Source organism: Streptomyces sp. NBC_01426 (assembly GCF_036231985.1).
Taxonomy (GTDB): Bacteria; Actinomycetota; Actinomycetes; order Streptomycetales; family Streptomycetaceae; genus Streptomyces.
In genome coordinates this window covers 3316907-3338262 of record NZ_CP109500.1, presented here as the reverse complement: position 1 = coordinate 3338262, position 21356 = coordinate 3316907, and the positions used below count along the sequence as shown (strand labels likewise).

Sequence of the window (21356 nt, the reverse complement as noted above, 5' to 3'; positions counted from 1 at the left end):
GTGGTGTGGTCGGTCACGTGCGGCGGGGTGCGGGGCGGGGGCGCGCGGCGGCCGGTCTCGATTCGACGACCCGGTCGGTATCGCCGGGGTCACGATTGCGCCGATGGCCGAATAAACCCGATCGGGTCATCGGGTTTTACTTTATCTTGATACACGTCGCAGCTCCGATGTGCGCCCCTCACCTGGGCGTTTCCGGGGCCGTCCGGCATGCCTTTCGACTTTTCTGTGTACCGCCTGTGGGGGAGAAACACCGTGCGTTCCGCTCTTGTCCGTCGTACCGTCCTGACCGCTTCCGCCGTGTCCCTGACGCTGCTGGCCACCGCCTGCGGCTCCGACAAGGCCTCCGACACCAAGACGGACGCCAAGGCGTCCGCGTCGGCCGCTCCCGCCGCCAAGGGGAAGACGGCCGCCGAGCTGGCCGCGCTCCTGGTCACGCAGGCCGAGCTGCCCACGCACAAGATCGAGCCGTTCAAGGAGGAGAAGACCGCCCCGGTCGACTCCGACAAGCCCGAGTGCAAGGTGCTGGCGCAGGCCCAGTCCATGCAGCCGCTCGCCACGTCCACCGGCGTGGGCCGGATCATGACCGTCGAGCTGCCCAAGCCGGCGGCCGAGGGCGCGAGCGTGGACGAGAAGCTGGAGGCGGCCATGGGCGCCCTGAAGTCGACGGCGACCTCGGTCACCCTCTCCTCCTACGACGGCAAGGGCGCCGAGGACGCGTTCGCCTCCGTCAAGACCGCGATCACGGCCTGCGCCGGCGGCTTCGCCATCAGCTCGGAGGGCGAGAAGACCCCGATCGGGAACGTCACCTCCGAGCCGGTGACCTCCGGTGACGAGGCCGCCGGGTTCTCCACCGTGATGGACATGGGCGACGGCCAGAAGAAGAAGACGCACACGGTCGTCGTGCGCAAGGGCAACGTCCTGGCGACGTTCTGGGCGCTGAACCTGGCCGGCGACTCCGAGCAGCCGAAGGTCGTCGTCGACGCGCAGGTCAAGAAGCTCGGCTGACCCCTCGCGGCACTGCTGCCCCCACCGCCCCGGCGTGTCCGCCGGGGCGGTCTTTTTTCGTCCTGTTCAGGTACCGGGCGGGAGGCCTACCACGGCGTACCCTGCCGCCTATGTGCGGAATTGTGGGTTACGTAGGAGCGCAATCTGCGCTCGATGTGGTCATCGCCGGACTCAAGCGACTGGAATACCGCGGCTACGACTCGGCGGGCGTCGCCGTGCTCGCGGACGGGGAACTCTCCTCCGTGAAGAAGGCCGGAAAGCTCGTCAACCTGGAGAAGGAACTGGTCGGGCACCCGCTGCCGGCCGGGTCCACGGGCCTGGGGCACACGCGGTGGGCGACCCACGGCGGGCCCACCGACGTCAACGCGCACCCCCATCTGGACAACGCGGGACGCGTGGCCGTCGTGCACAACGGGATCATCGAGAACTTCGCCGAGCTGCGCGCCGAGCTGGCGGAGCGCGGCCACCGCCTGGAGTCCGAGACGGACACCGAGGTGGTCGCCCACCTGCTGGCCGAGCGGTTCGAGGTCTGCGGGGACCTCACCGAGGCGATGCGGCAGGTGTGCCGTCTCCTCCAGGGGGCGTTCACGCTGGTCGCGGTGCACGCCGACCAGCCGGACGTGGTGGTCGGGGCGCGCCGCAACTCGCCGCTGGTGGTGGGCGTCGGGGAGAACGAGAACTTCCTGGCCTCGGACGTGGCCGCCTTCATCGCCCACACCCGGTCCGCGATCGAGCTGGGCCAGGACCAGGTCGTCGAACTGCGCCGCGACGGGGTCACGGTGACCAACTTCGACGGCTCGGTCGCGTCCGTACGGGCGTACCACGTGGACTGGGACGCCTCGGCGGCCGAGAAGGGAGGGTACGACTACTTCATGCTCAAGGAGATCGCCGAGCAGCCGAAGGCCGTCGCCGACACCCTCCTGGGCCGCATCGACGCGAACGGCCTGCTGACGCTCGACGAGGTGCGCATCCCGCCGTCCGTGCTGCGCGAGGTGGACAAGGTCGTGATCGTGGCCTGCGGTACGGCGTACCACGCGGGCATGATCGCGAAGCTGGCCATCGAGCACTGGACCCGCATCCCCTGCGAGACGGAGCTGGCCAGCGAGTTCCGCTACCGCGACCCGATCCTCGACCAGCGGACGCTGGTCATCGCGATCTCGCAGTCGGGCGAGACCATGGACACCCTGATGGCGCTGCGCCACGCGCGGGAGCAGGGCGCCAAGGTGCTGGCCGTCTGCAACACGAACGGCTCGACGATCCCGCGCGAATCGGATGCCGTGCTGTACACGCACGCCGGCCCCGAGGTGGCCGTCGCCTCGACGAAGGCGTTCCTCACGCAGCTGGTGGCCTGCTACCTGGTGGCGCTGTACCTCGGGCAGGTGCGGGGCACCAAGTGGGGCGACGAGATCGAGTCGGTGATCCGGGAGCTGTCGGACATCGCGGCGGCCGTGGACACCGTCCTGGAGACGATGGAGCCGGTACGGCAGCTCGCGCGTTCGCTCGCCGACAAGAACACCGTGCTCTTCCTCGGCCGGCACGTGGGCTACCCGGTGGCGCTGGAGGGCGCGCTCAAGCTGAAGGAGCTGGCGTACATGCACGCCGAGGGCTTCGCGGCGGGCGAGCTGAAGCACGGGCCGATCGCGCTGATCGAGCCGGACCTGCCGGTGGTGGTGGTCGTGCCGTCGCCGCGCGGGCGCTCCGTGCTGCACGACAAGATCGTGTCGAACATCCAGGAGATCCGGGCGCGCGGTGCGCGGACGATCGTCATCGCGGAGGAGGGCGACGAGGCGGTGGTCCCGTACGCCGACCACCTGATCCGGATCCCGGCCACGCCGACGCTGCTCCAACCGCTGGTGGCGACCGTTCCGTTGCAGGTGTTCGCGTGCGAGCTGGCGACGGCGCGGGGCAACGAGGTGGACCAGCCGCGTAACCTCGCCAAGTCGGTGACCGTGGAGTGAGCCAAGCGCGCGGGCGCCGATCCGTCGCCGCAGTGGTGACGGGGGAACACGGGCTGCGTGGGAGTGGTGTGCGTCGTGATTGTCGGTGTGGGGATTGACGTTGCCGAGATCGAGCGGTTCGGCGCCGCGCTGGAGCGGACGCCGAACCTGGCCCGACGGCTCTTCCTCGACGCCGAGTTGACGCTGCCGAGCGGCGAGCGGCGCGGCACCGCCTCGCTCGCCGCCCGGTTCGCGGCCAAGGAGGCGCTGGCCAAGGCGCTCGGCGCGCCCGGCGGACTGCTGTGGACCGACGCCGAGGTGTACGTGGAGGAGACGGGGCAGCCCCGGCTGCGGGTGTCGGGGACCGTCGAGGCCCGGGCGCTGGCCCTGGGCGTGAAGTCCTGGCACATCTCGTTGAGCCACGACGCCGGCGTGGCGTCGGCCGTGGTGATCGCCGAGGGGTAGGTCGGGCCTTCCGGCCCCGGGCCTTCCGGCCTTCCCGCCCTTCCGGTCCTCACGGGGCTCTTCCGGCTCCTGACGGGCCCGGGAGCCGGGGCCCGCGCCGGGTTTTCGGGCAGGCTGGTGCCATGCGTACTGCTTACAGCGTGGAGACCGTACGGGCCGCCGAGCGCGAGCTGATGGCCGGGCTGCCGGAGGGCGCCCTGATGCTGCGGGCGGCGGCCGGCCTGGCCGCCGTGTGCGCGGGCCTGCTGACCCGGCGTCGGGGCAAGGTGTACGGGGCGCGGGTCGTGCTGCTGGTCGGCCCCGGTGACAACGGCGGCGACGCCCTGTACGCCGGCGCCCGGCTGGCCCGGCGCGGCGCCGGGGTGACGGCGGTGCCGATGGACCCCGCCCGGGTGCACCCGGGCGGGGCCGCCGCGCTGCTGGCCGCCGGAGGCCGGGTGGAGCCGGCCGTTCCGGAGCGTGCCGACCTGGTCGTGGACGGGCTCGTCGGGATCGGTGGGCGGGGCGGGCTGCGCCCGGCGGCCGCCGCGCTGGTGGAACGGATCCCGACGGGCGCCGTGGTGGTCGCCGCGGACCTGCCGAGCGGGGTGGACGCGGACACCGGGGAAGTGGCGGGGGCGGCCGTGCGGGCCGACGTCACGGTGACGTTCGGGGCGCACAAGCCCGGCCTGCTCATCGACCCGGGGGCCGCGCTGGCCGGGGTGGTGCGGCCGGTGGACATCGGGCTCGCGCTGCCCGCCCCGGAGCTGGAGGCCCTGCAACACGCCGACGTGGCCCGGCTGCTGCCGGAGCCGACCGCCGAGAGCGACAAGTACCGGCGCGGGGTGGTGGGCATCGTCGCCGGCTCCGCGCGCTACCCGGGGGCGGCGGTGCTGGCCGTGGCCGGCGCGCTGCGCGGCGGCGCGGGCGCGGTGCGGTACGTGGGTCCGGCCGCGGACGCGGTGCTCGCCCGGTACCCGGAGACGCTGATCGGGCCGGGCCGGGTGCAGGCGTGGGTGGTCGGCCCGGGGCTGGGGGACGCGCGGGCCGACGAGGTCGCGGGTGTGCTGGCGCAGTCCGACGTACCGGTACTGGTCGACGCGGACGGGCTGCGCGGCCTGGACCCCGAGGTGCTGCGCGGGCGGTCCGCGGCGACCCTGCTGACCCCGCACGCGGGGGAGGCGGCGGCGCTGCTGGGGGTGTCCCGGCACGAGGTGGAGGCGGGGCGACTGGCGGCGGTGCGGGCGTTGGCAGGCCGTTACGGCGCCTCGGCCCTGCTGAAGGGCTCCACGACGCTGATCGCCTCCGACGGGGATCCGGTCGTCCGGGTGAACCCGACGGGGACGCCGTGGCTGGCGACCGCGGGCAGCGGCGACGTGCTGTCCGGGGTGGCGGGGTCGCTGCTGGCGGCGGGGCTGTCCGGAGTGGACGCCGGGGCCGTGGCGGCGTACCTGCACGGTCTGGCCGGCCGCTTCGCCTCCGACGGGGCGCCGGTCCTCGCACAGCAGGTGGCGGACGCGGTGCCGAGGGCCTGGCGGGACGTCCGCTCCGGGTGACCCCGCACCCGTCCGCACCCCGACACGCGGGGGAACGGAGCCCCCGGGGGGTTCTGAGAGACTGTGCGGGATGAACGAGACACCGACGCGCGCCTACGCCGAGATCGACCTTGCCGCCGTGCGGAGCAACGTGCGCGCGCTGCGCGAGCGGGCGCCCCGGGCCGAGCTGATGGCCGTCGTCAAGTCGAACGGATACGGGCACGGGGCCCTGCCCTGCGCCCGCGCGGCCCTGGAGGCCGGCGCCACATGGCTGGGGACCGCCACGCCCGAGGAGGCGCTCGCGCTGCGCGCCGCCGGCATCGAGGCACGGATCCTGTGCTGGCTGTGGACGCCCGGCGGGCCCTGGCGGGAGGCCGTCGAGGCCGACCTGGACGTCGCGGTCAGCGGAATGTGGGCGCTGGAGGAGGTACGGGAGGCCGCGCGCGCCGCGGGGCGTCCCGCGCGGATCCAGCTCAAGGCCGACACGGGCCTCGGGCGCAACGGCTGCCAGCCCGCGGACTGGGCCGAACTGGTCGGCGCCGCCGTCGCCGCGCAGGCGGAGGGGACCGTCGACGTCACCGGCGTCTGGTCGCACTTCGCCTGCGCCGACGAGCCCGGGCACCCCTCGATCGCGCTCCAGCTCGCCGCGTTCCGCGACATGCTCGCGTACGCCGAGAAGGAGGGCGTCGAGCCCGAGGTGCGGCACATCGCCAACTCGCCGGCCACGCTCACGCTGCCGGAGTCCCACTTCGACCTGGTGCGCTGCGGGATCGCCGTGTACGGGGTGTCGCCCGCGCCCGAGTTGGGCACCCCGGCCCAGCTGGGGCTGCGGCCCGCGATGTCGCTGAAGGCGTCCGTCGCGCTCGTGAAGAGCGTCCCCGCCGGCCACGGAGTCAGCTACGGGCACCACTACGTGACGGACCGGGAGACCCGACTGGCCCTGATCCCCACGGGCTACGCCGACGGGATCCCGCGCCACGCCTCCGGCTCCGGCCCCGTCCTGGTGGGCGGCGAGGTCCGGCGGGTGGCCGGGCGGGTGGCCATGGACCAGTTCGTCGTCGACATCGGCGACGCCGACGTCGCGGCCGGCGATCCGGCGATCCTCTTCGGCCCCGGTGACCTCGGCGAACCCACCGCCGAGGACTGGGCTCAAGCGGCGCACACGATCGCGTATGAGATCGTCACCCGTATCGGGGGGCGCGTGCCCCGGGTGTACCGCAACGGCTGAGTGAGGACGGCGACGGCGTGAGCGAGAACTGGCGCAAGGCCGGCTGGGCCGGAGCCGCGATCGGCGTGATGGCCGCCGGAGCGGCGGCCGGGGTCGCCGTCGAACGGATCACGGTGGGCCGCGGCATCCGGATGAAGGCCCGGCTGGCCTTGGACGCCGCCGGGGACTACGGCTCCCTGCGCGGCACCGAGGGCACCGCCCGGGCCGAGGACGGCACCGAGCTGTACTACGAGGTGGACGACCTGCCCGCGCAGGACCCGGGCAAGCGGCGCCGGCTGCGCCGCAGGACACCGCCCGCGGTCACCGTCGTCTTCTGCCACGGCTACTGCCTGGGCCAGGACTCCTGGCACTTCCAGCGGGCCGCCCTGCGCGGAGTGGTCCGCGCCGTGTACTGGGACCAGCGCAGCCACGGCCGCAGCATGCGCGGCCTCGCCCAGGCCGACGGCGAACCCGTCACGATCGACCAGCTCGGCCGCGACCTCAAGGCCGTCCTCGACGCCGCCGCCCCCGAGGGGCCGCTGGTGCTGGTCGGGCACTCCATGGGCGGCATGACCATCATGGCGCTGGCCGAGCAGTTCCCCGAGCTGGTGCGCGACCGCGTGCTCGGGGTGGCGCTGGTCGGCACCTCCAGCGGTCTGCTCGGCGAGGTGACGTACGGGCTGCCGGCGGTCGGGATGGGCGCCGTGCGCCGGCTGCTGCCCGGGGTGCTCAAGGTGCTCGGCTCGCAGGTGGAGCTCGTGGAGCGGGGCCGGCGGGCGACCGCGGACCTCTTCGCGGGCATGATCAAGCAGTACTCGTTCGGCTCGCGGGACGTGGACCCGGGCGTCGCGCGGTTCGCCGAGCGGCTGATCGAGGCGACGCCGATCGACGTGGTCGCCGAGTTCTACCCGGCGTTCCAGATCCACGACAAGACCGCCGCGCTCCAGCGGTTCGCCGGCGTCCCCGTCACGGTCGTCGCGGGCGACCGGGACATGATCACCCCCGCGGAGCACAGCGTCGCCATGAAGGAGGCCCTGCCGGCCGCCGAACTGGTGGTCCTGGAGAACACCGGGCACCTGATGATGCTGGAGCGCCCGGAGATCGTGACCGGGCTGCTGATGGGACTGCTGGCCCGCACCGGAGCCGTGCCGGACACGGGATCCGAAGCCGCTAACGTTGGCGGGCATGGAAGAAGCACCGCGGGAAGCGCAGCGCAGCCAGGCTCCTGAGGCCGGCGCCGCCACCGAGACCCTGATCACCGTCGACTCGCCCGAATCCATGCAGGAACTGGGCCGTCGCGTCGCCGCCCTGTTGCGTCCCGGCGACCTGGTCCTGCTGACCGGCGAACTCGGCGCCGGCAAGACCACCCTCACCCGGGGCCTGGGCGAGGGCCTCGGCGTGCGCGGGGCCGTGACCTCGCCGACCTTCGTGATCGCCCGGGTACACCCGTCGCTGGTCGGCGGCCCGGCGCTGGTGCACGTGGACGCGTACCGGCTCGGCGGCGGCCTGGACGAGATGGAGGACCTCGACCTCGACGTCTCGCTGCCCGAGTCCGTGGTCGTCGTGGAGTGGGGCGACGGGAAGGTCGAGGAGCTCTCCGACGACCGCCTGCACGTGGTGATCGCCCGGGCGGTGGGGCACGAGGAGGTCCTGGACGACGTACGCCGGGTCACGGTGCGCGGCATCGGATCACGTTGGGCGGACGCCGGGCTGGCGGGGCTCGCCGAGGCGACCGGGCGGGTGGATCGGGCCGCGAGGTAAAAGGTACCGACAACTCGTCGGGAAAACGTTGCGCCGGTGGGTACGCTCGTGGTGACATGGTAGCGAGCGCTGGTTAGGTTTACCTAAGTACGGCGTCCCGGGCCCGTCCAGGAGGCATCCATGTCGGCAGCAGGAGCAGCAGCGGGAGCGGAGCGAACGCCCCGCACGGTCGTGTCCATGCGGGCCCTGCTCGCCTCGTGCGCGGCCGCCAGAGCCGTCTCGACGCCGCCCGCGTGGGAACCGGCCTCCCAGGCACCCGTCAACACGGAACAGGCCGCTCCGGAGTCCGAAGCGGCCTGATTCCCACATACGGGTGAAACGGGCGGACCCGCCGGCGGGTCAGGGAACGACGACGACCTTCGAGTTGATCGTGGCGAACGTCCACATCGCGTCACCGTCGAGCCGCGACATGCGGATGCCGCCGGTCTTCTTGGCCGGGTCCGGCGCCGGGGTCTTGCCGTCCACCCGGGCGCTGAAGCCGATGGAGATGCCCTCCACGCTCGCGAACCGCACCACGTGCTCGATCGGCGCCCCGTCCGAGCCGGGCACCGCGCCCGCGCGGGAACCGACGACATAGGTGCCGGCCGCCGGATGCACCGTGCTCGGCATCACCGCGAAGGTCTTCGCCGCGCGACCGTCCGCGGCCACCAGCCAGACCCGCTTCCCGGACACCGAGTACACGACGCGCTCGCCCGTGCCCGAGCCCTCCGGCAGGGCCGTGGCCTTCGCCGGGTCCTGCTTGGCGGGGGACTGGCTCGGAGCGCCGGACGCCGGTGCCTGCGGGGAGGCCTTCACGGGGTGCGCGGGCGCCGTCGCGGAGGCCTGGTAGCCGAGGAAGCCGACGGCGGCGAGCGCCGCCACGGTGAGCCCGGCCACGATTCCCGAGCTGCTGCGTGCCACCTTGCTCCACCTCTCCGCGCGGTCCTGAAAGCCTTGTGCCGAAACGACCTGACGGGCCTGCCCCGGGGCGTTCGGGCGGTACCTCGCGGTACCCCGGTCGAAAGGTAGCAGCCAGGGTGCCCGGCGACCGGCCGGAAGGGTCCGGGGCCCCGGAGTCGTAGGCTGTTCGCGTGCTCTTGCTCGCTGTAGATACCGCCACGCCCGCCGTCACCGTCGCCCTGCACGACGGCGAGTCCGTCCTCGCCGAGTCGAACCAGGTCGACGCCCGCCGCCACGGGGAGCTGCTGCTGCCCTCCGTCGACAAGGTGCTCGCCGAGGCCGGGCTGAAGCTCGACGCCGTCACCGGCATCGTCGTCGGCGTCGGCCCCGGCCCCTACACGGGCCTCCGCGTCGGCCTCGTCACCGCCTCCACCTTCGCCTCCGTCCTCGGCGTCCCCGTCCACGGCCTGTGCACCCTCGACGGGCTCGCGTACGCCGCGGGCACCGCGGGCATCGAGGGCCCCTTCGTCGTCGCCACCGACGCGCGGCGCAAGGAGGTCTACTGGGCCCGCTACGAGGACCCGCGCACCCGCGTCGGCGAACCCGCCGTGGACCGCCCCGCCGACATCGCCGAACAGGTCGCGGGGCTGCCCTCCGTCGGCCAGGGCGCCGTGCTCTACCCGGACGTCTTCACCGACGCGCGGGCCCCCGAGCACCAGTCCGCCGGCGCCCTCGCGGCCCTGGCCGCGGAACGACTGGCGGCCGGGGCGGAGTTCCTGCCCCCGACGCCGCTGTACCTGCGCCGCCCCGACGCCCAGGTACCCAAGAACTACAAGGTGGTCACCCCGCAGTGACCGCCCCGACCGTGGTGCTGCGCGACATGCGCTGGTGGGACATCGACCCGGTGCTGGAGCTCGAGCACGAGCTCTTCCCCGAGGACGCCTGGTCCGCCGGGATGTTCTGGTCCGAACTCGCCCACGCCCGCGGCCCCCACGCCACCCGCCGCTACGTGGTCGCCGAGGACGGGGCCGGCCGACTGGTCGGCTACGCCGGACTGGCCGCCGCCGGCGACCTGGGCGACGTACAGACCATCGCGGTGGCCCGCGAACAGTGGGGCACCGGCCTCGGCGCCCGGCTGCTCACCGACCTGCTGCGCGCCGCGACCGCCTTCGAATGCGCGGAAGTGCTCCTGGAGGTGCGCGTGGACAACACGCGGGCCCAGAAGCTCTACGAGCGCTTCGGCTTCGAGCCCATCGGATTCCGACGCGGCTACTACCAACCGGGCAACGTCGACGCGCTCGTGATGCGCCTCGCCGACCCCGCGAACTCCCTGAGCTCCGCACAACCCGTGAGAAGTGAGTCCCATGGCTGACGAACCCCTCGTCCTCGGCATCGAGACGTCCTGCGACGAGACCGGCGTCGGCGTCGTCCGCGGCACCACCCTGCTGGCGGACGCGATCGCGTCGAGCGTCGACGAGCACGCCCGCTTCGGCGGAGTCGTCCCCGAAGTCGCCTCCCGGGCCCACCTGGAGGCGATGGTGCCGACCATCGAGCGCGCCCTGAAGGAGGCCGGGGTCAGCGCCCGCGACCTCGACGGCATCGCCGTCACCGCCGGCCCGGGCCTCGCCGGCGCCCTGCTGGTCGGCGTCTCGGCGGCCAAGGCCTACGCGTACGCCCTGGGCAAGCCGCTGTACGGGGTGAACCACCTGGCCTCGCACATCTGCGTCGATCAGCTCGAACACGGCCCGCTGCCGGAACCCACCATGGCCCTGCTGGTCTCCGGCGGCCACTCCTCGCTGCTCCTGGCCCCGGACATCACCACCGACGTACGGCCGCTCGGCGCGACCATCGACGACGCGGCGGGCGAGGCCTTCGACAAGATCGCGCGCGTCCTCCAGCTGGGCTTCCCCGGCGGTCCCGTCATCGACCGCCTCGCGCGCGAGGGCGACCCGAAGGCGATCAACTTCCCGCGCGGACTGACGGGGCCGCGCGACGCGGCGTACGACTTCTCCTTCTCCGGGCTCAAGACGGCCGTGGCCCGCTGGATCGAGGCGAAGCGGAAGGCCGGCGAGGACGTGCCGGTGCGCGACGTGGCGGCCTCCTTCCAGGAGGCCGTCGTGGACGTGCTCACCCGCAAGGCCATCCGCGCCTGCAAGGACGAGGGCGTCGACCACCTGATGATCGGCGGCGGCGTCGCGGCCAACTCCCGGCTCCGCTCGCTGGCACAGGAACGCTGCGACGACGCGGGGATCGTGCTGCGCGTGCCGCGGCCGAAGCTGTGCACGGACAACGGCGCGATGGTCGCGGCGCTGGGCGCGGAGATGGTCAAGCGGAACCGGCCGGCCTCGGACTGGGACCTGTCCGCGGACTCCTCGCTGCCGGTGACGGAACCGCACGTGCCGGGCACCGCGCACGACCACGGCGGTCACGCGCACGGGCACTCCCACGATCACGGGCACTCCCACGACCACGTGCACGAGCTGAGCAAGGACAACCTCTACTCGTGAGCACCGTCACGCTGATGTGGGAGGCCCGCGCCGTCGCCGGGCGGGGCAACGAGCTGCTGGAGTGGGCGCGTTCCCGGGTCCTGGCCCGGGAACCGCTGCGCCGCGAGGTGTTCCGCGCCGCGCAGGACCGGGTGCTGGTGCTCACCTGGTGGGACGCCCCCGAGGGGGCATCGGAGGAACTCCCCGAACTGCCCGAGCCGGACGCGGACCTGATCACCCGGGCGGTGCACCGCTGGCGGTTCGAGTCGGTGGAGGTCACGGGCGGCTGAGCGGGGCTTTCGGCCGAGCGCGGCGGGTCCGGGGCGGCAGCGGCCCGGGGGCGGCTCCCGCGTCCGTCCAGGCTCCCTCCGGCGGTCCTGGAGCGGGTCCCGCTACGGTCGTGCGCATGCCTCGCCGTGACCTGCCTCCTCCGCCCCCGCCCGCGCACCTGCGCGAGTGGCTGGACGAGTCCGTCGTACGGGCGGACCGCGCGCGCTCCCTGGCGGAACTCGTCCGCCACAACCTGGGCATCGAGCGGCTCCTGCTGCTCTGGGCCGTCGCGGCCGTCTTCGCGCTCGGCTGGTCCTTCGTCGGCATGGCCCTGATGGCCTTCGAGGAGGGCGGCCCCCTCGCTCGCGCCCTCGGCCTCGTCTTCGCCGCGCTCGCCGCCGGCGTGCTGGTGCCCGCCGGCATCTGGTTCGGCCGGGGCGCCCGACTGGACCGGCGGATACGGCAACTCCAGTGCGCCTGGGCGGCCTCGGACCGCGACCCGGCCGCCGACCGCCGGCTGCGCGCCCCCGGCCGGAGCCTGGCCTGGCTGCTGGCCTCCCTCGCCCTGGGCGCGCTCGGCCTCCGGGTGACCTTCGGGGCGGCGGCCGGGACCCGGCCGGGGGAGGGCGCGTACCCGGAACTCGTCCTGACGATGGGACTCGGCCTGATCCTGTGGGTCACCGCCCTGCTGGGCCTCGGCAAGGCCGGCGCCCACTACCGCTGGGCGATGTGCGCCCTGCGATCCCCCGGACCCGCCGGACCTTTCGGGCGGCTCGCGTCGTCCGGGCGGCTCAGTCCCGCGGCGCCGGCGCGCCGATCAGCATCGACGGGGCGCCCGCCACGCGCGTCAGGAACACGGTCGCGGAGTTCGGGCCCTGCGGCTTGACCTTCCTGCGCAGCTCCTCGGGCTCGATCGCCGAGCCCCGCTTCTTCACGGTCAGGACGCCCACCCCGCGCTCGCGCAGCAGGGCCTTGAGCTTCTTGAGGCCGAAGGGCAGGACGTCGGTGATCTCGTACGCGGTCGCGTACGGGGTCGCGCGCAGCTCGTCGGCGGTGATGTAGGCGATGGTCGGGTCGATGAGCCGACCGTCCAGCCGCTCGGCGACCTCCGCGACCAGATGGGCGCGGATCACGGCCCCGTCGGGCTCGTACAGCCAGCGCCCGACCGGGCCGGCCTCCGGGTCGGGCAACGGGTCGGCGGTCTCCAGCGCGCGCGGGCCGGGCAGCAGGGTGGCGCGCACGGTGCCGGGCGAGGTCCCGAACCACAGCACGGCCTCCTTCACGTCGCCCTGGTCGGAGATCCACTCGGCCTCCGCCTCGGCGGGCACGGCCTCGTGCGGGATCCCGGGGGCGATCTTGATGGCCGCGTACCGCGCGGCCCGCGCGGCCTCCACGGCCCAGGAGAGCGGCGGCGAGTAGCCCTCGGGGTCGAAGATCCTCCCGCGCCCGCCGCGCCGGGCCGGGTCGATGAAGACGGCGTCGTAGCCGGTGGTGTCCACGTCCGTCACATCGGCCTCCCGGACCTCGATCAGGTCCGCCAGCCCCAGCGCCTCGGCGTTGGCCCGTGCGACGGCGACCGTCAGCGGGTCGTGGTCCACGGCCAGCACCCGGATCCCGAGGCGGGCCAGGGCCAGGGCGTCGCCGCCGATGCCGCAGCACAGGTCGGCGACGCTGCGCACGCCCAGGGCGGCGAGCCGCTCGGCCCGGTACCCGGCCACCGACGCGCGGGTGGCCATCTCGCCGCCGCCGGGCGTGAAGTACATCCGGAAGGCGTCCTCGGCCCCGAACTTTGCGACCGCCCGCTGCCGCAGCCGGGCCTGACCGAGCGCGGCGGAGACCAGCGCGGCCGGGTGCTCGCGGCGCAGCCGGGTGGCGAGGGCGAGTTCCCGGGCGGGGTCGTGGTCGCGGAGCGAGGCGAGGAGGGCGTCGCCCTCGGGGGTGAGCAGTGCGGCGAAGTCTTCGGGGGTCACCGGTTCATTGTGGGCCAGTCGATGGAAGGTCCGGGTCCGGTCGAGGTGTCGCCGGGGACGCGCCGGGTGGTGCTGTAAGGATCCGGCGTTATGCAGCCTGTACGACAAAAGGGAAATAAGACGCAACAAGGTCACCGGTCAGCGGCGCGTCCGCGCGGCCGGTACGGCGTGGCCCTCGCCGCGCTGCTGGTCGCCGCCCTCGGCACGGCGTGCAGCTCCACGGAATCGGGCCCCGCCACGAAGCCCAAGACCGGCGCCGAGGGCGCCGCGGGCGCACTCGTGAACCCCGCCGAGCGCGCCAAGGCCGCCCAGCAGGCCCGGGTCGCCGCCGCGAAGCGCTGGGGCCTGGCGAAGGTCCCGCTGGTCGCGCCGGCGCCGCCCAAGGTGAAGCCGGAGATCACCACGCGGGACGGCTTCGAGGTCGAGGACCAGTCGGAGTACCCGCCGGTCTTCACCACGGTCCCCACCGAGGAGAAGGTCGTCTTCCTGACGGTCGACGACGGGGCCGAAAAGGACCCCGAGTTCCTGAAGATGATGAAGGAACTCAAGATCCCGTACACGGCGTTCCTCAGCGACTACGTCGTGAAGGACAACTACCCGTACTTCAAGGAGATGCAGGCCGCCGGCGTCACCCTGAACAACCACACGCTCAACCACCGCTACATGCCCGCGCTCTCCTACGAGCAGCAGCGCGAGGAGATCTGCGGCCAGCAGGACACGATCCAGAAGCAGTTCGGCAAGCGGCCGAGCCTCTTCCGGCCGCCGTACGGCAACTACAACCAGGACACGCTGCGCGCGGCCAAGTCCTGTGGCATCAAGGCGGTTCCGCTGTGGAACGCGGAGGCCTTCCCCAACCGCATGGACTGGCGCGAATGGGACCGGGACCTGCACGCGGGCGACATCATCCTCACGCACTTCCGCGGCAAGGAGGACTGGAAGGCCACCATGACCGACATGGTGCGCCACACCCTGAAGACGGTCACGGACAAGGGCTTCGCCATCGGCCGCCTGGAGGACTACGTCTGATCCCCGTCGTCTGATCCCCTCGACCGACGAGCGGTACGCGTGCGGAATCCCTCCCCGCGGGGAATCCGGCTCCGCACGCCTCTGCCGCACCGCCCATACCGTCGGCACCGCCCGTACCGTCGGCACCGCGCGTTTCGGCGGGCCCTGACGGGTCATATCAACGGAATATCCCCATCCGGGTATACATTCCGCACGTGCGTATGACTTTCAAACACCTTTCCCGTACTGCTCCTTCAGGGAGCGCGCCCCGCGTCGGCGGTCGTCCCCTCGCTCCCGCCGCCCGCCGAGGAGTGGCCGGGGCGCTCGCGATCGGCGCCCTCGTGGCGTCGCTGGCGGGATGCGGCAACAGCGTGGAACCCATCGAACGACTGGGCCGCAAGACCAAGCCGGAGACGGGTGCGGCCTCCCCGTCCGCCTCGGCCCCGGCCCCGGCGTCGAGCGCGCCCGCCGGAGCGCCCGCGACGGCGGAGCAGCCCTACCGCAAGTGGGGTCTGAAGGCCCCGGTCGTCTACGCCCCCAAGCCGGCGCAGAAGCCCCGACTCCCCAAGGCCGCCCCGGGCAGGCCGACGCTGGTGGACCGGATACCCGTGGCCCCCGCCGAGAAGGTCGTCTTCCTGACCTTCGACGACGGCGCGGAGAAGAACCCCGAGTTCCTGAAGATGGCGGCCGATCTGAAGCTGCCGATCGGCATGTTCCTCACGGACAACGTGGCCTCGTCCGACTACGGGCACTTCCAGGCCCTGCGCGACAACGGCAGCGGCAGCACGATCAACAACCACACCCTGACCCACCCCAACCTCCGGACGCTGTCCTACGCGGCGCAGAAGAAGGAGATATGCGGGCAGCAGGAACGCCTGGCCAAGCGGTTCGGCGCCAAGCCGACGCTCTTCCGGCCGCCGTTCGGCAACTACAACGACGACACCCTCAGGGCCGCCTCCGAGTGCGGCATAGCGACCGTCGTCCTCTGGCGGGCGTCGATGCAGATCAACGACTTCCAGTACGCCGAGGGCTCCGCGCTCAAGCCGGGCGACATCATCCTGGCCCACTTCCGCGGCCCCTCGGAGCTCAAGGGCTCCACCGAGATCGAGATGACGACCCGGATGCTCAAGCGCATCCAGGAGCAGGGCTACGCGATAGGTCGCCTGGAGGACTACCTGTAGGCCGACCACGCGGGCGCGGACCACGCGCGGCCGACCACCCGCGGGCCGGCGTGCGGAGCCGGCCATCCGGAGCCCGACCATCCGGAGGCCCCCCGGAGCCCGACCACCCGCGCGGGACTGCCCTCGGGGACTGCCCTCGGCGGCTACCCCGGGGCGCCGGCCCCCGTCGCGGCCCGGTCCACCGTGCCCGCCACCACCACCGGGGTGATCGTCGTCTCCGCCGGGCCGCGGGCGTCCGCCTCGCGTTGGCGTTCCGCGCTGTCGCTGATCCGCAGCAGCAGGGCGATCATGATCCAGTTGGCCAGGAGCGACGAGCCGCCCTTCGCCAGGAACGGCAGCGCCTTTCCCGTCAGCGGGATCAGGCCGGTCACGCCTCCCGCGACCACGAAGACCTGGAGCGCCAGCGCCGCCGACAGGCCCACCGCGAGCAGCTTGCCGAACGGGTCGCGCGCGGCCAGCGCCATCCGCAGGCCCCGCTGGACGAGGAGCGCGTACAGGAGCAGTACCGCCATCACCCCGGCCAGGCCGAGTTCCTCGCCCACGGTGGTCAGGATGAAGTCGCTGCGCCCCGCGAACGCGATCAGCTCGGGGTGGCCCATGCCGAGACCGGTGCCGGTGACGCCGCCCGTGCCGAAACTGAACAGCGCCTGCGCGGACTGGTCCGAGACGACCCCCGGCGGCCGGTCCTTCCAGTAGTAGGAGAGCGGGTTCAGCCAGGCGGCCACCCGCCCCTTGACGTGCGGTTCGGTCGAACCCACCACGAAGGCGCCGACCGAGGCCATCAGCACCCCGCAGACGATCCAACTGGTGCGCTCGGTGGCGACGTACAGCATCACCACGAACACGCCGAAGAAGATCAGCGACGTGCCCAGGTCGCGTTCGAAGACGAGCACCAGCATGGACAGGATCCACACGGTGATGATCGGCCCGAGCTGGCGCATGGGAGGCAACCGGACGCCCAGGAACCGCCGGCCCGTCAGCGCCAGCGAGTCCCGGTGGATCACGAGGTAGCCCGCGAAGAAGATCGCGATCATGATCTTGACGAACTCGCCGGGCTGGAGCGAGAAGCCGCCGACGACGATCCAGCGCTTGGCGCCGTAGGTGTCGGCCGGCGAGAACACCGGGGCGATCAGCAGGACCAGCGCCACGGCCATCGTGATGTAGATGAACCGTTGCAGCAGCCGGTGGTCGCGCAGCAGCGCCACCACGAGGATGCAGGCGGCGACCCCGACCACCGTCCACAGCAGTTGGCCGGGAGCGTTCGCGTCCGAGTTGTACCGCTCGATGTACCCCTGGTCGAGCCGGTGGAGCAGGACCAGGCCCAGCCCGGTCAGCAGCATGGCGAGCGGGAAGATCAACGGATCCGCGTACGCCGCGAACCGGCGGATGCCCAGGTGCCCCACCAACGACAGCAGCGTCAGGCTGATGACGAAGCCGGTGAGGTTGCGCGGCAGCTCGTCGTTCATCGCCAGGCTCGCCGCGCAGTGGCCGAAAACGGCGATGCCGACGACGAGGACGAGGAGGAACGCCTCGGTACGGCGGCGCGCGCCCGCCTCCGTCAGGGGCCTCAGTCCACGCACGGGACGCCGCCACCGTCGATCTTCTCCGGCTGTGAGGGCCCGGGAGACGGCGGTGCGGGCGGCGGTGAAGACGGCGCGGACGACGCGCCCGGTCCGGAGGGAGCGACGCCCGGCGCGCTCGGACTCGCAGGGGCCTTGGGCCCGATCTGCTCGGCAATGAGGCGCTTTATCTTCATATCATCTACGACGTTGATGTCCCCGTCATGGTTCCTTGCGAAGCCCTCCACGGGGAGTGTCGTGAATTGCACTTTCCCGCCGGACAGGTTCTTCGCCTGCTTCACGAACGACAGCAGGTCCCAGCCGGCGTCGGTCACCACGTCCTGCTTCGCCGCGTCGACCAGCTTGATCAACTTCACCGGGTCCGTGAAGGTGCCCGCGTCGTTCAGCTTCTTCGTCGCACCCGCCAGGAACGCCTGCTGCCGCTTCGTCCGGTCCAGGTCACCGCCCGGCAGCCCGTGCCGCTGCCGCACGAAGGCCAGCGACTGCTGCCCGTTCAGCGTCTGCGGGCCGGCGGGGAAGTCCGCCCCCGAGTACCTGTCCTTCACCGCCTTGTTCAGGCACACCGGAACCCCGCCCAGGGCCTCGGCCAGGTGGTGGAAACCGGCCAGGTTCAGCTCGGCGAAGTGATCGACCGGCACCCCCAGGAAGGTCCGTACGGTCTCGATCTCGGCCTTGCGTCCCGCCTCCCGGCCCTCGCGCTCCAGGCGCCGCCGGTCCTTGACCCCCTCGCCCGCCAGCTGCTCCTCGCGCAGTGCCTTCGCCCGTCCGTAGGCCTCCTTGATCTTGGCCTTGCCGGCGGCCGCGCCCGGCGCCCGGCCCGGCATCCCGCGCAGTTCCACGTAGTCGTCGCGCGGGATGGAGAACGCCCGGGCCCGACTGCCGTCGCCGGGCACGTGGAGCAGGATCAGGGTGTTGGTGTTGTAGCCGCCGATGTCGGAACTGCCCGCGTGCAGCTTGTCCAGGACCGAGTCCGGGAGCGGCTCGCCGTTCTGGTCGCGCCGGCTGTCCAGCCCCATGAGCAGGATGTTCGTGTCTCCGTGCGCCGACTTCTCCGCTCCCTCCAGGGCCTTCGAACTGCCGATGCTCGACGACAGGTCCCGGTAGACGTACCAGGCGGTGCCGCCGGCCAGGACCGTCAGCACACAGCCGGCGGTCAGCAGGGTGCGGCCGAGGCGGCGACGCCGCGGCAGGCGGCGGCTGGTCTTCCTGCGGTGCGCGCTCATGCCTGTCGATGCTGGGGGAGCCCCGCTGAAGGAAACCTGAGGGTCCTGAAACCGTCTTCAGGCCGGGCCGGGTCCGGGCCCCGCGACGCGCTTCAGGCCGGGCCGGATCCGGGGCGCGGGATCCGGAGCACGAGGCGGGCGCCACCGCCCGGCACGCTCCCCGCCCGCACGTCACCGCCGTGGGCGCGGGCGATCTCCCGGGCGATGGGCAGCCCCAGGCCCGTCCCGCCGCTCGCGCGCCCGCGGTCCGCGTCCAGCCGGACGAACCGCGCGAACACCCGCTCCCGGTCCGCCTCCGGGATCCCCGGGCCGTCGTCGGACACCTCCAGCACCCGCCACGCCCCGTCCGAGGCCGCCCGTACGACGACCCCCGCGCGGGCATGGCGCAGCGCGTTGTCCACCAGGTTGGCCAGCGCCCGCTCCAGCCGCGCCGGATCCCCGTACGCGGGTACGGCCGCCCCCGCCTCCAGCCGCACCGGCACCCGGGGCGCCGCCCTGCGCGCCACGTCCTCCGCCGCCAGCAGCGCCAGGTCCACCGGTTCGGACCGGGGCGGCGGACCACCGTCGAGTCGGGCCAGCAGCAACAGGTCCGCCGCGATCCGCTGGAGCCGCTCGGTGTCGGCCAACGCGGCCGCCACCGAGGCCCGGTCGGGCCGGTCGAGGGCCACCTCCAGCCGGGACCGCACGGCCGCGAGGGGATTGCGCAGCTCGTGCGAGGCATCCGCGGTGAACTGCCGCTGCCGGGCGTCGGAACGCTCCAACCGGTCGAGGGTGTCGTTGACGGTCCGGGCGAGCCGCGCGATCTCGTCGGCCCCGCCCGGATCCGGGACCCGACGACCCAGCTCGCTCGCGGTGACGGCCGCCAACTCGGTGCGGATCGCCGTGACCGGGCGCAGCGCCTGCCCCGTCACCCACCAGGCCAGCGCCGCCGCGAACGCGATCAACGGGGGCGCGCCGGCGAGCAGCCCGACCCCGATGGCCCGCGTCGCGTCGTCGACGTCGCGCAGGACGGTCATCGCGTACACGGTGTACGGGCCCCGGCCCCCGGGCGGCCCCGGCGAGCGGACCACCACCGCCGCCCCCCGCTCCGAACCGGCGCGCCCCACGGGCACCACGGCCGACCGGGAGTCCTCCCCGGCCGCCGGGCGCGGTCCGTCGAGGTCCGGGGCGCCGCGCGGATCCCCGCTGCCGGCGACGGTCCGCCCGGCCGCGTCCCGGACGAGGACCAGGTCCACCCCGCCGTCGGGCGCGGCCAGTCGGCCGTCGGGAGGCAGGGTCCGGGTGTCGAGCTGCGCGACGACCTTCCGTGCGGCCAGTTCCGTGCGCCCGGTGGTGTTGTCGAGCAGGTTGGCCCGCAGCAGCGTGTACAGCCAGAGCCCGCCGGCGCCGAGCACCGCGGCCATGGCGAGGGCGGCGGCCGCGGCCGCCCGGGCCCGGACCGTCCTAACCACCGTCGGGCGCCATCCGGTAGCCGGTCCCGTGCACGGTCAGGATCGAGCGGCGCCCGAACGGCGCGTCGATCTTCCGGCGCAGCGAGGACACGTACACCTCGACGATGTTCGGGTCGATGGCGTGCGGGACGTTCCAGACCTCGTCGAGGATGTCCTGCTTGGCGACCGCCCGGCCCGGCTGTTCCATCAGGCAGGCGAGCACGCCGAGCTCGCGCGCGGTGAGTTCGATGTCCCGCTCCCCGCGCCGGCAGCGCCGACCGGACGGATCCAGGACGAGATCGCCGGCCCGCAGGACGCCGACCTGCGGGGTGCCGGCGCGGCGGGCGAGCGCGCGCAGCCGTGCGGCCAGCACGACGAACGAGAACGGCTTGGTGAGGTAGTCGTCGGCGCCCGCGTCGAGCCCGTCGGCCTCGTCGTGCTCGCCGTCCTTGGCGGTCAGCATCAGCACGGGCGTGCGGTCTCCGTGGGCGCGCAGGCGGGTGCAGATCTCGTGGCCGCCGAGGCCGGGGAGCATCAGGTCGAGGAGTACGGCGTCGTACGGGCCGCCGGTCAGCGCGAGGTCGAGGCCGCGGTGTCCGTCGTGGGCGACCTCGACCCAATGACCGTCGGCGGACAGGCCGAGCCGCAGCGACTCGGCCAGCCCCTCTTCGTCTTCGACCACCAGGATGCGCACGGCTCAAGCGTCACATATCGGTCGCCGGAGCCGATGTCGGACCCGGAGCCGGACTCGGTACATCGGCGGCCGAAGCCGGGGACGATCACGCCGAACGCCTGCCCGAGGGACAAGTGGGGCGACTTCCGGGGAGCCGACGCAGAGGCCCGGAACCCCCCGCCCGCAGGGCCGGCGGGCCCCCGGCGGCCGGCTCGGCGCGCGCCTCGCCGGGAGGCAAATTGGCACTCCGCTTGACCGAGTGCTAATCGCCGGAATAGTGTCGCACCTGGCACTCGCCCCTGGTGAGTGCCAACACAGCGACAGGCAGGTCCGGCACCCGCGACGACGGATCGACCTGGTCGCCACCTCAGACAGTTAACCCCGGATCTCCGAAGGGGGAGGTCGGATCGTGACGACCACCAGCTCCAAGGTTGCCATCAAGCCGCTCGAGGACCGCATCGTGGTCCAGCCGCTCGACGCCGAGCAGACCACGGCTTCCGGCCTGGTCATCCCGGACACCGCGAAGGAGAAGCCCCAGGAGGGCGTCGTCCTCGCGGTCGGTCCGGGTCGCTTCGAGGACGGCCAGCGTCTCCCGCTGGACGTCAGCGTCGGCGACATCGTGCTGTACAGCAAGTACGGCGGCACCGAAGTGAAGTACAGCGGCGAGGAGTACCTCGTCCTCTCGGCTCGCGACGTACTCGCGATCGTCGAGAAGTAGTCGAACGAAGCAGGCAAGAGGAGCGATCCTCTTCCTCTTCACCAGTTTTGCT

Annotated in this window: 22 protein-coding genes; 16 read left to right on the top strand and 6 right to left on the bottom strand. The window is 73.1% G+C overall.

Annotated elements, in window-relative coordinates; all coding sequences use genetic code 11:
• The first annotated feature begins 252 nt into the window (after positions 1 to 252).
• The 8 genes from OG906_RS14505 (at position 253) to OG906_RS14470 (ending at position 8189) form a co-directional block, all read left to right on the top strand.
• The gene (locus tag OG906_RS14505) at positions 253 to 1005 is read left to right on the top strand and encodes a hypothetical protein (protein ID WP_267796311.1); all 753 of its coding nucleotides are present in this window, start codon (positions 253 to 255) and stop codon (positions 1003 to 1005) included.
• A gap of 110 nt (positions 1006 to 1115) precedes the next feature.
• Positions 1116 to 2963 carry a glutamine--fructose-6-phosphate transaminase (isomerizing) gene (glmS, locus tag OG906_RS14500; protein WP_329443118.1) on the top strand — a complete coding sequence of 616 codons (1848 nt, stop codon included), beginning with the start codon at positions 1116 to 1118 and terminating at the stop codon, positions 2961 to 2963.
• Positions 2964 to 3038: 75 nt separating this feature from the next.
• Positions 3039 to 3407, top strand: a complete 369-nt coding sequence (locus tag OG906_RS14495) for a holo-ACP synthase (protein WP_267796309.1) — start codon at positions 3039 to 3041, stop codon at positions 3405 to 3407.
• 122 nt (positions 3408 to 3529) lie between these two features.
• Positions 3530 to 4942 (top strand): NAD(P)H-hydrate dehydratase, encoded by a 1413-nt coding sequence (locus tag OG906_RS14490; protein WP_329443115.1) that lies wholly within the window; start codon positions 3530 to 3532, stop codon positions 4940 to 4942.
• A gap of 70 nt (positions 4943 to 5012) precedes the next feature.
• A complete protein-coding gene (gene alr / locus OG906_RS14485; protein WP_329443113.1) occupies positions 5013 to 6149 on the top strand; it encodes an alanine racemase in 1137 nt (378 codons plus the stop codon).
• Positions 6150 to 6217: 68 nt separating this feature from the next.
• Positions 6218 to 7357 carry an alpha/beta hydrolase gene (locus OG906_RS14480; RefSeq protein WP_329448025.1) on the top strand — a complete coding sequence of 380 codons (1140 nt, stop codon included), beginning with the start codon at positions 6218 to 6220 and terminating at the stop codon, positions 7355 to 7357.
• Entirely contained in the window at positions 7314 to 7889 is a 576-nt protein-coding gene (gene tsaE, locus OG906_RS14475) for a tRNA (adenosine(37)-N6)-threonylcarbamoyltransferase complex ATPase subunit type 1 TsaE (protein WP_078999505.1), read from the top strand. The genes OG906_RS14480 and tsaE overlap by 44 nt, the downstream gene beginning before the upstream one ends.
• Positions 7890 to 8009: 120 nt before the next feature.
• Positions 8010 to 8189 carry a hypothetical protein gene (locus tag OG906_RS14470; RefSeq protein ID WP_267796305.1) on the top strand — a complete coding sequence of 60 codons (180 nt, stop codon included), beginning with the start codon at positions 8010 to 8012 and terminating at the stop codon, positions 8187 to 8189.
• A 39-nt stretch (positions 8190 to 8228) separates the two neighbouring features.
• On the opposite strand, the gene OG906_RS14465 is transcribed toward OG906_RS14470, so the two are convergent.
• Positions 8229 to 8789, bottom strand: a complete 561-nt coding sequence (locus OG906_RS14465; RefSeq protein ID WP_329443107.1) for a hypothetical protein — start codon at positions 8787 to 8789, stop codon at positions 8229 to 8231.
• Between the two features lie 170 nt (positions 8790 to 8959).
• Here OG906_RS14465 and tsaB point away from each other — a divergent pair, with 170 nt between their 5' ends.
• The 5 genes from tsaB (at position 8960) to OG906_RS14440 (ending at position 12410) form a co-directional block, all read left to right on the top strand.
• A complete protein-coding gene (tsaB, locus tag OG906_RS14460) occupies positions 8960 to 9622 on the top strand; it encodes a tRNA (adenosine(37)-N6)-threonylcarbamoyltransferase complex dimerization subunit type 1 TsaB (protein WP_267825917.1) in 663 nt (220 codons plus the stop codon).
• Complete coding sequence (gene rimI, locus OG906_RS14455) at positions 9619 to 10140, top strand: ribosomal protein S18-alanine N-acetyltransferase (protein WP_329443104.1); 522 nt, start codon at positions 9619 to 9621, stop codon at positions 10138 to 10140. The genes tsaB and rimI overlap by 4 nt, the downstream gene beginning before the upstream one ends.
• Positions 10133 to 11275, top strand: a complete 1143-nt coding sequence (tsaD, locus tag OG906_RS14450) for a tRNA (adenosine(37)-N6)-threonylcarbamoyltransferase complex transferase subunit TsaD (protein WP_329443101.1) — start codon at positions 10133 to 10135, stop codon at positions 11273 to 11275. Before rimI ends, tsaD begins: the two co-directional genes overlap by 8 nt.
• A complete protein-coding gene (locus OG906_RS14445) occupies positions 11272 to 11544 on the top strand; it encodes a hypothetical protein (protein WP_329443100.1) in 273 nt (90 codons plus the stop codon). Before tsaD ends, OG906_RS14445 begins: the two co-directional genes overlap by 4 nt.
• 116 nt (positions 11545 to 11660) lie before the next feature.
• Positions 11661 to 12410, top strand: coding sequence for a hypothetical protein (locus OG906_RS14440; RefSeq protein ID WP_329443099.1), 750 nt, complete (start codon positions 11661 to 11663; stop codon positions 12408 to 12410).
• On the opposite strand, the gene OG906_RS14435 is transcribed toward OG906_RS14440, so the two are convergent.
• Entirely contained in the window at positions 12316 to 13494 is a 1179-nt protein-coding gene (locus OG906_RS14435) for a class I SAM-dependent methyltransferase (RefSeq protein WP_443067380.1), read from the bottom strand. The genes OG906_RS14440 and OG906_RS14435 overlap by 95 nt on opposite strands.
• 90 nt (positions 13495 to 13584) lie before the next feature.
• On the opposite strand from OG906_RS14435, the gene OG906_RS14430 reads away from it, so the two are divergent.
• Both OG906_RS14430 and OG906_RS14425 read left to right on the top strand, forming a co-directional pair.
• A complete protein-coding gene (locus tag OG906_RS14430) occupies positions 13585 to 14520 on the top strand; it encodes a polysaccharide deacetylase family protein (protein ID WP_392899481.1) in 936 nt (311 codons plus the stop codon).
• A gap of 350 nt (positions 14521 to 14870) precedes the next feature.
• Complete coding sequence (locus OG906_RS14425) at positions 14871 to 15680, top strand: polysaccharide deacetylase family protein (protein ID WP_329443097.1); 810 nt, start codon at positions 14871 to 14873, stop codon at positions 15678 to 15680.
• A 143-nt stretch (positions 15681 to 15823) separates the two neighbouring features.
• Here the strand turns inward: OG906_RS14425 and OG906_RS14420 are convergent, their stop codons facing one another.
• From OG906_RS14420 to OG906_RS14405, 4 genes are all read right to left on the bottom strand, one after another.
• Positions 15824 to 17260: an FtsW/RodA/SpoVE family cell cycle protein gene (locus OG906_RS14420; protein ID WP_329443095.1), complete on the bottom strand. Its 1437-nt coding sequence runs from the start codon at positions 17258 to 17260 to the stop codon at positions 15824 to 15826.
• Positions 17248 to 18483 carry an LCP family protein gene (locus OG906_RS14415; RefSeq protein WP_329443093.1) on the bottom strand — a complete coding sequence of 412 codons (1236 nt, stop codon included), beginning with the start codon at positions 18481 to 18483 and terminating at the stop codon, positions 17248 to 17250. Before OG906_RS14415 ends, OG906_RS14420 begins: the two co-directional genes overlap by 13 nt.
• A gap of 92 nt (positions 18484 to 18575) precedes the next feature.
• Positions 18576 to 19934 (bottom strand): sensor histidine kinase, encoded by a 1359-nt coding sequence (locus OG906_RS14410; protein WP_329443092.1) that lies wholly within the window; start codon positions 19932 to 19934, stop codon positions 18576 to 18578.
• Positions 19927 to 20607, bottom strand: a complete 681-nt coding sequence (locus tag OG906_RS14405; RefSeq protein ID WP_329443089.1) for a response regulator transcription factor — start codon at positions 20605 to 20607, stop codon at positions 19927 to 19929. Before OG906_RS14405 ends, OG906_RS14410 begins: the two co-directional genes overlap by 8 nt.
• A gap of 388 nt (positions 20608 to 20995) precedes the next feature.
• Here OG906_RS14405 and groES point away from each other — a divergent pair, with 388 nt between their 5' ends.
• Complete coding sequence (gene groES, locus OG906_RS14400; protein WP_053682586.1) at positions 20996 to 21304, top strand: co-chaperone GroES; 309 nt, start codon at positions 20996 to 20998, stop codon at positions 21302 to 21304.
• The last annotated feature ends 52 nt before the right edge of the window (positions 21305 to 21356 follow it).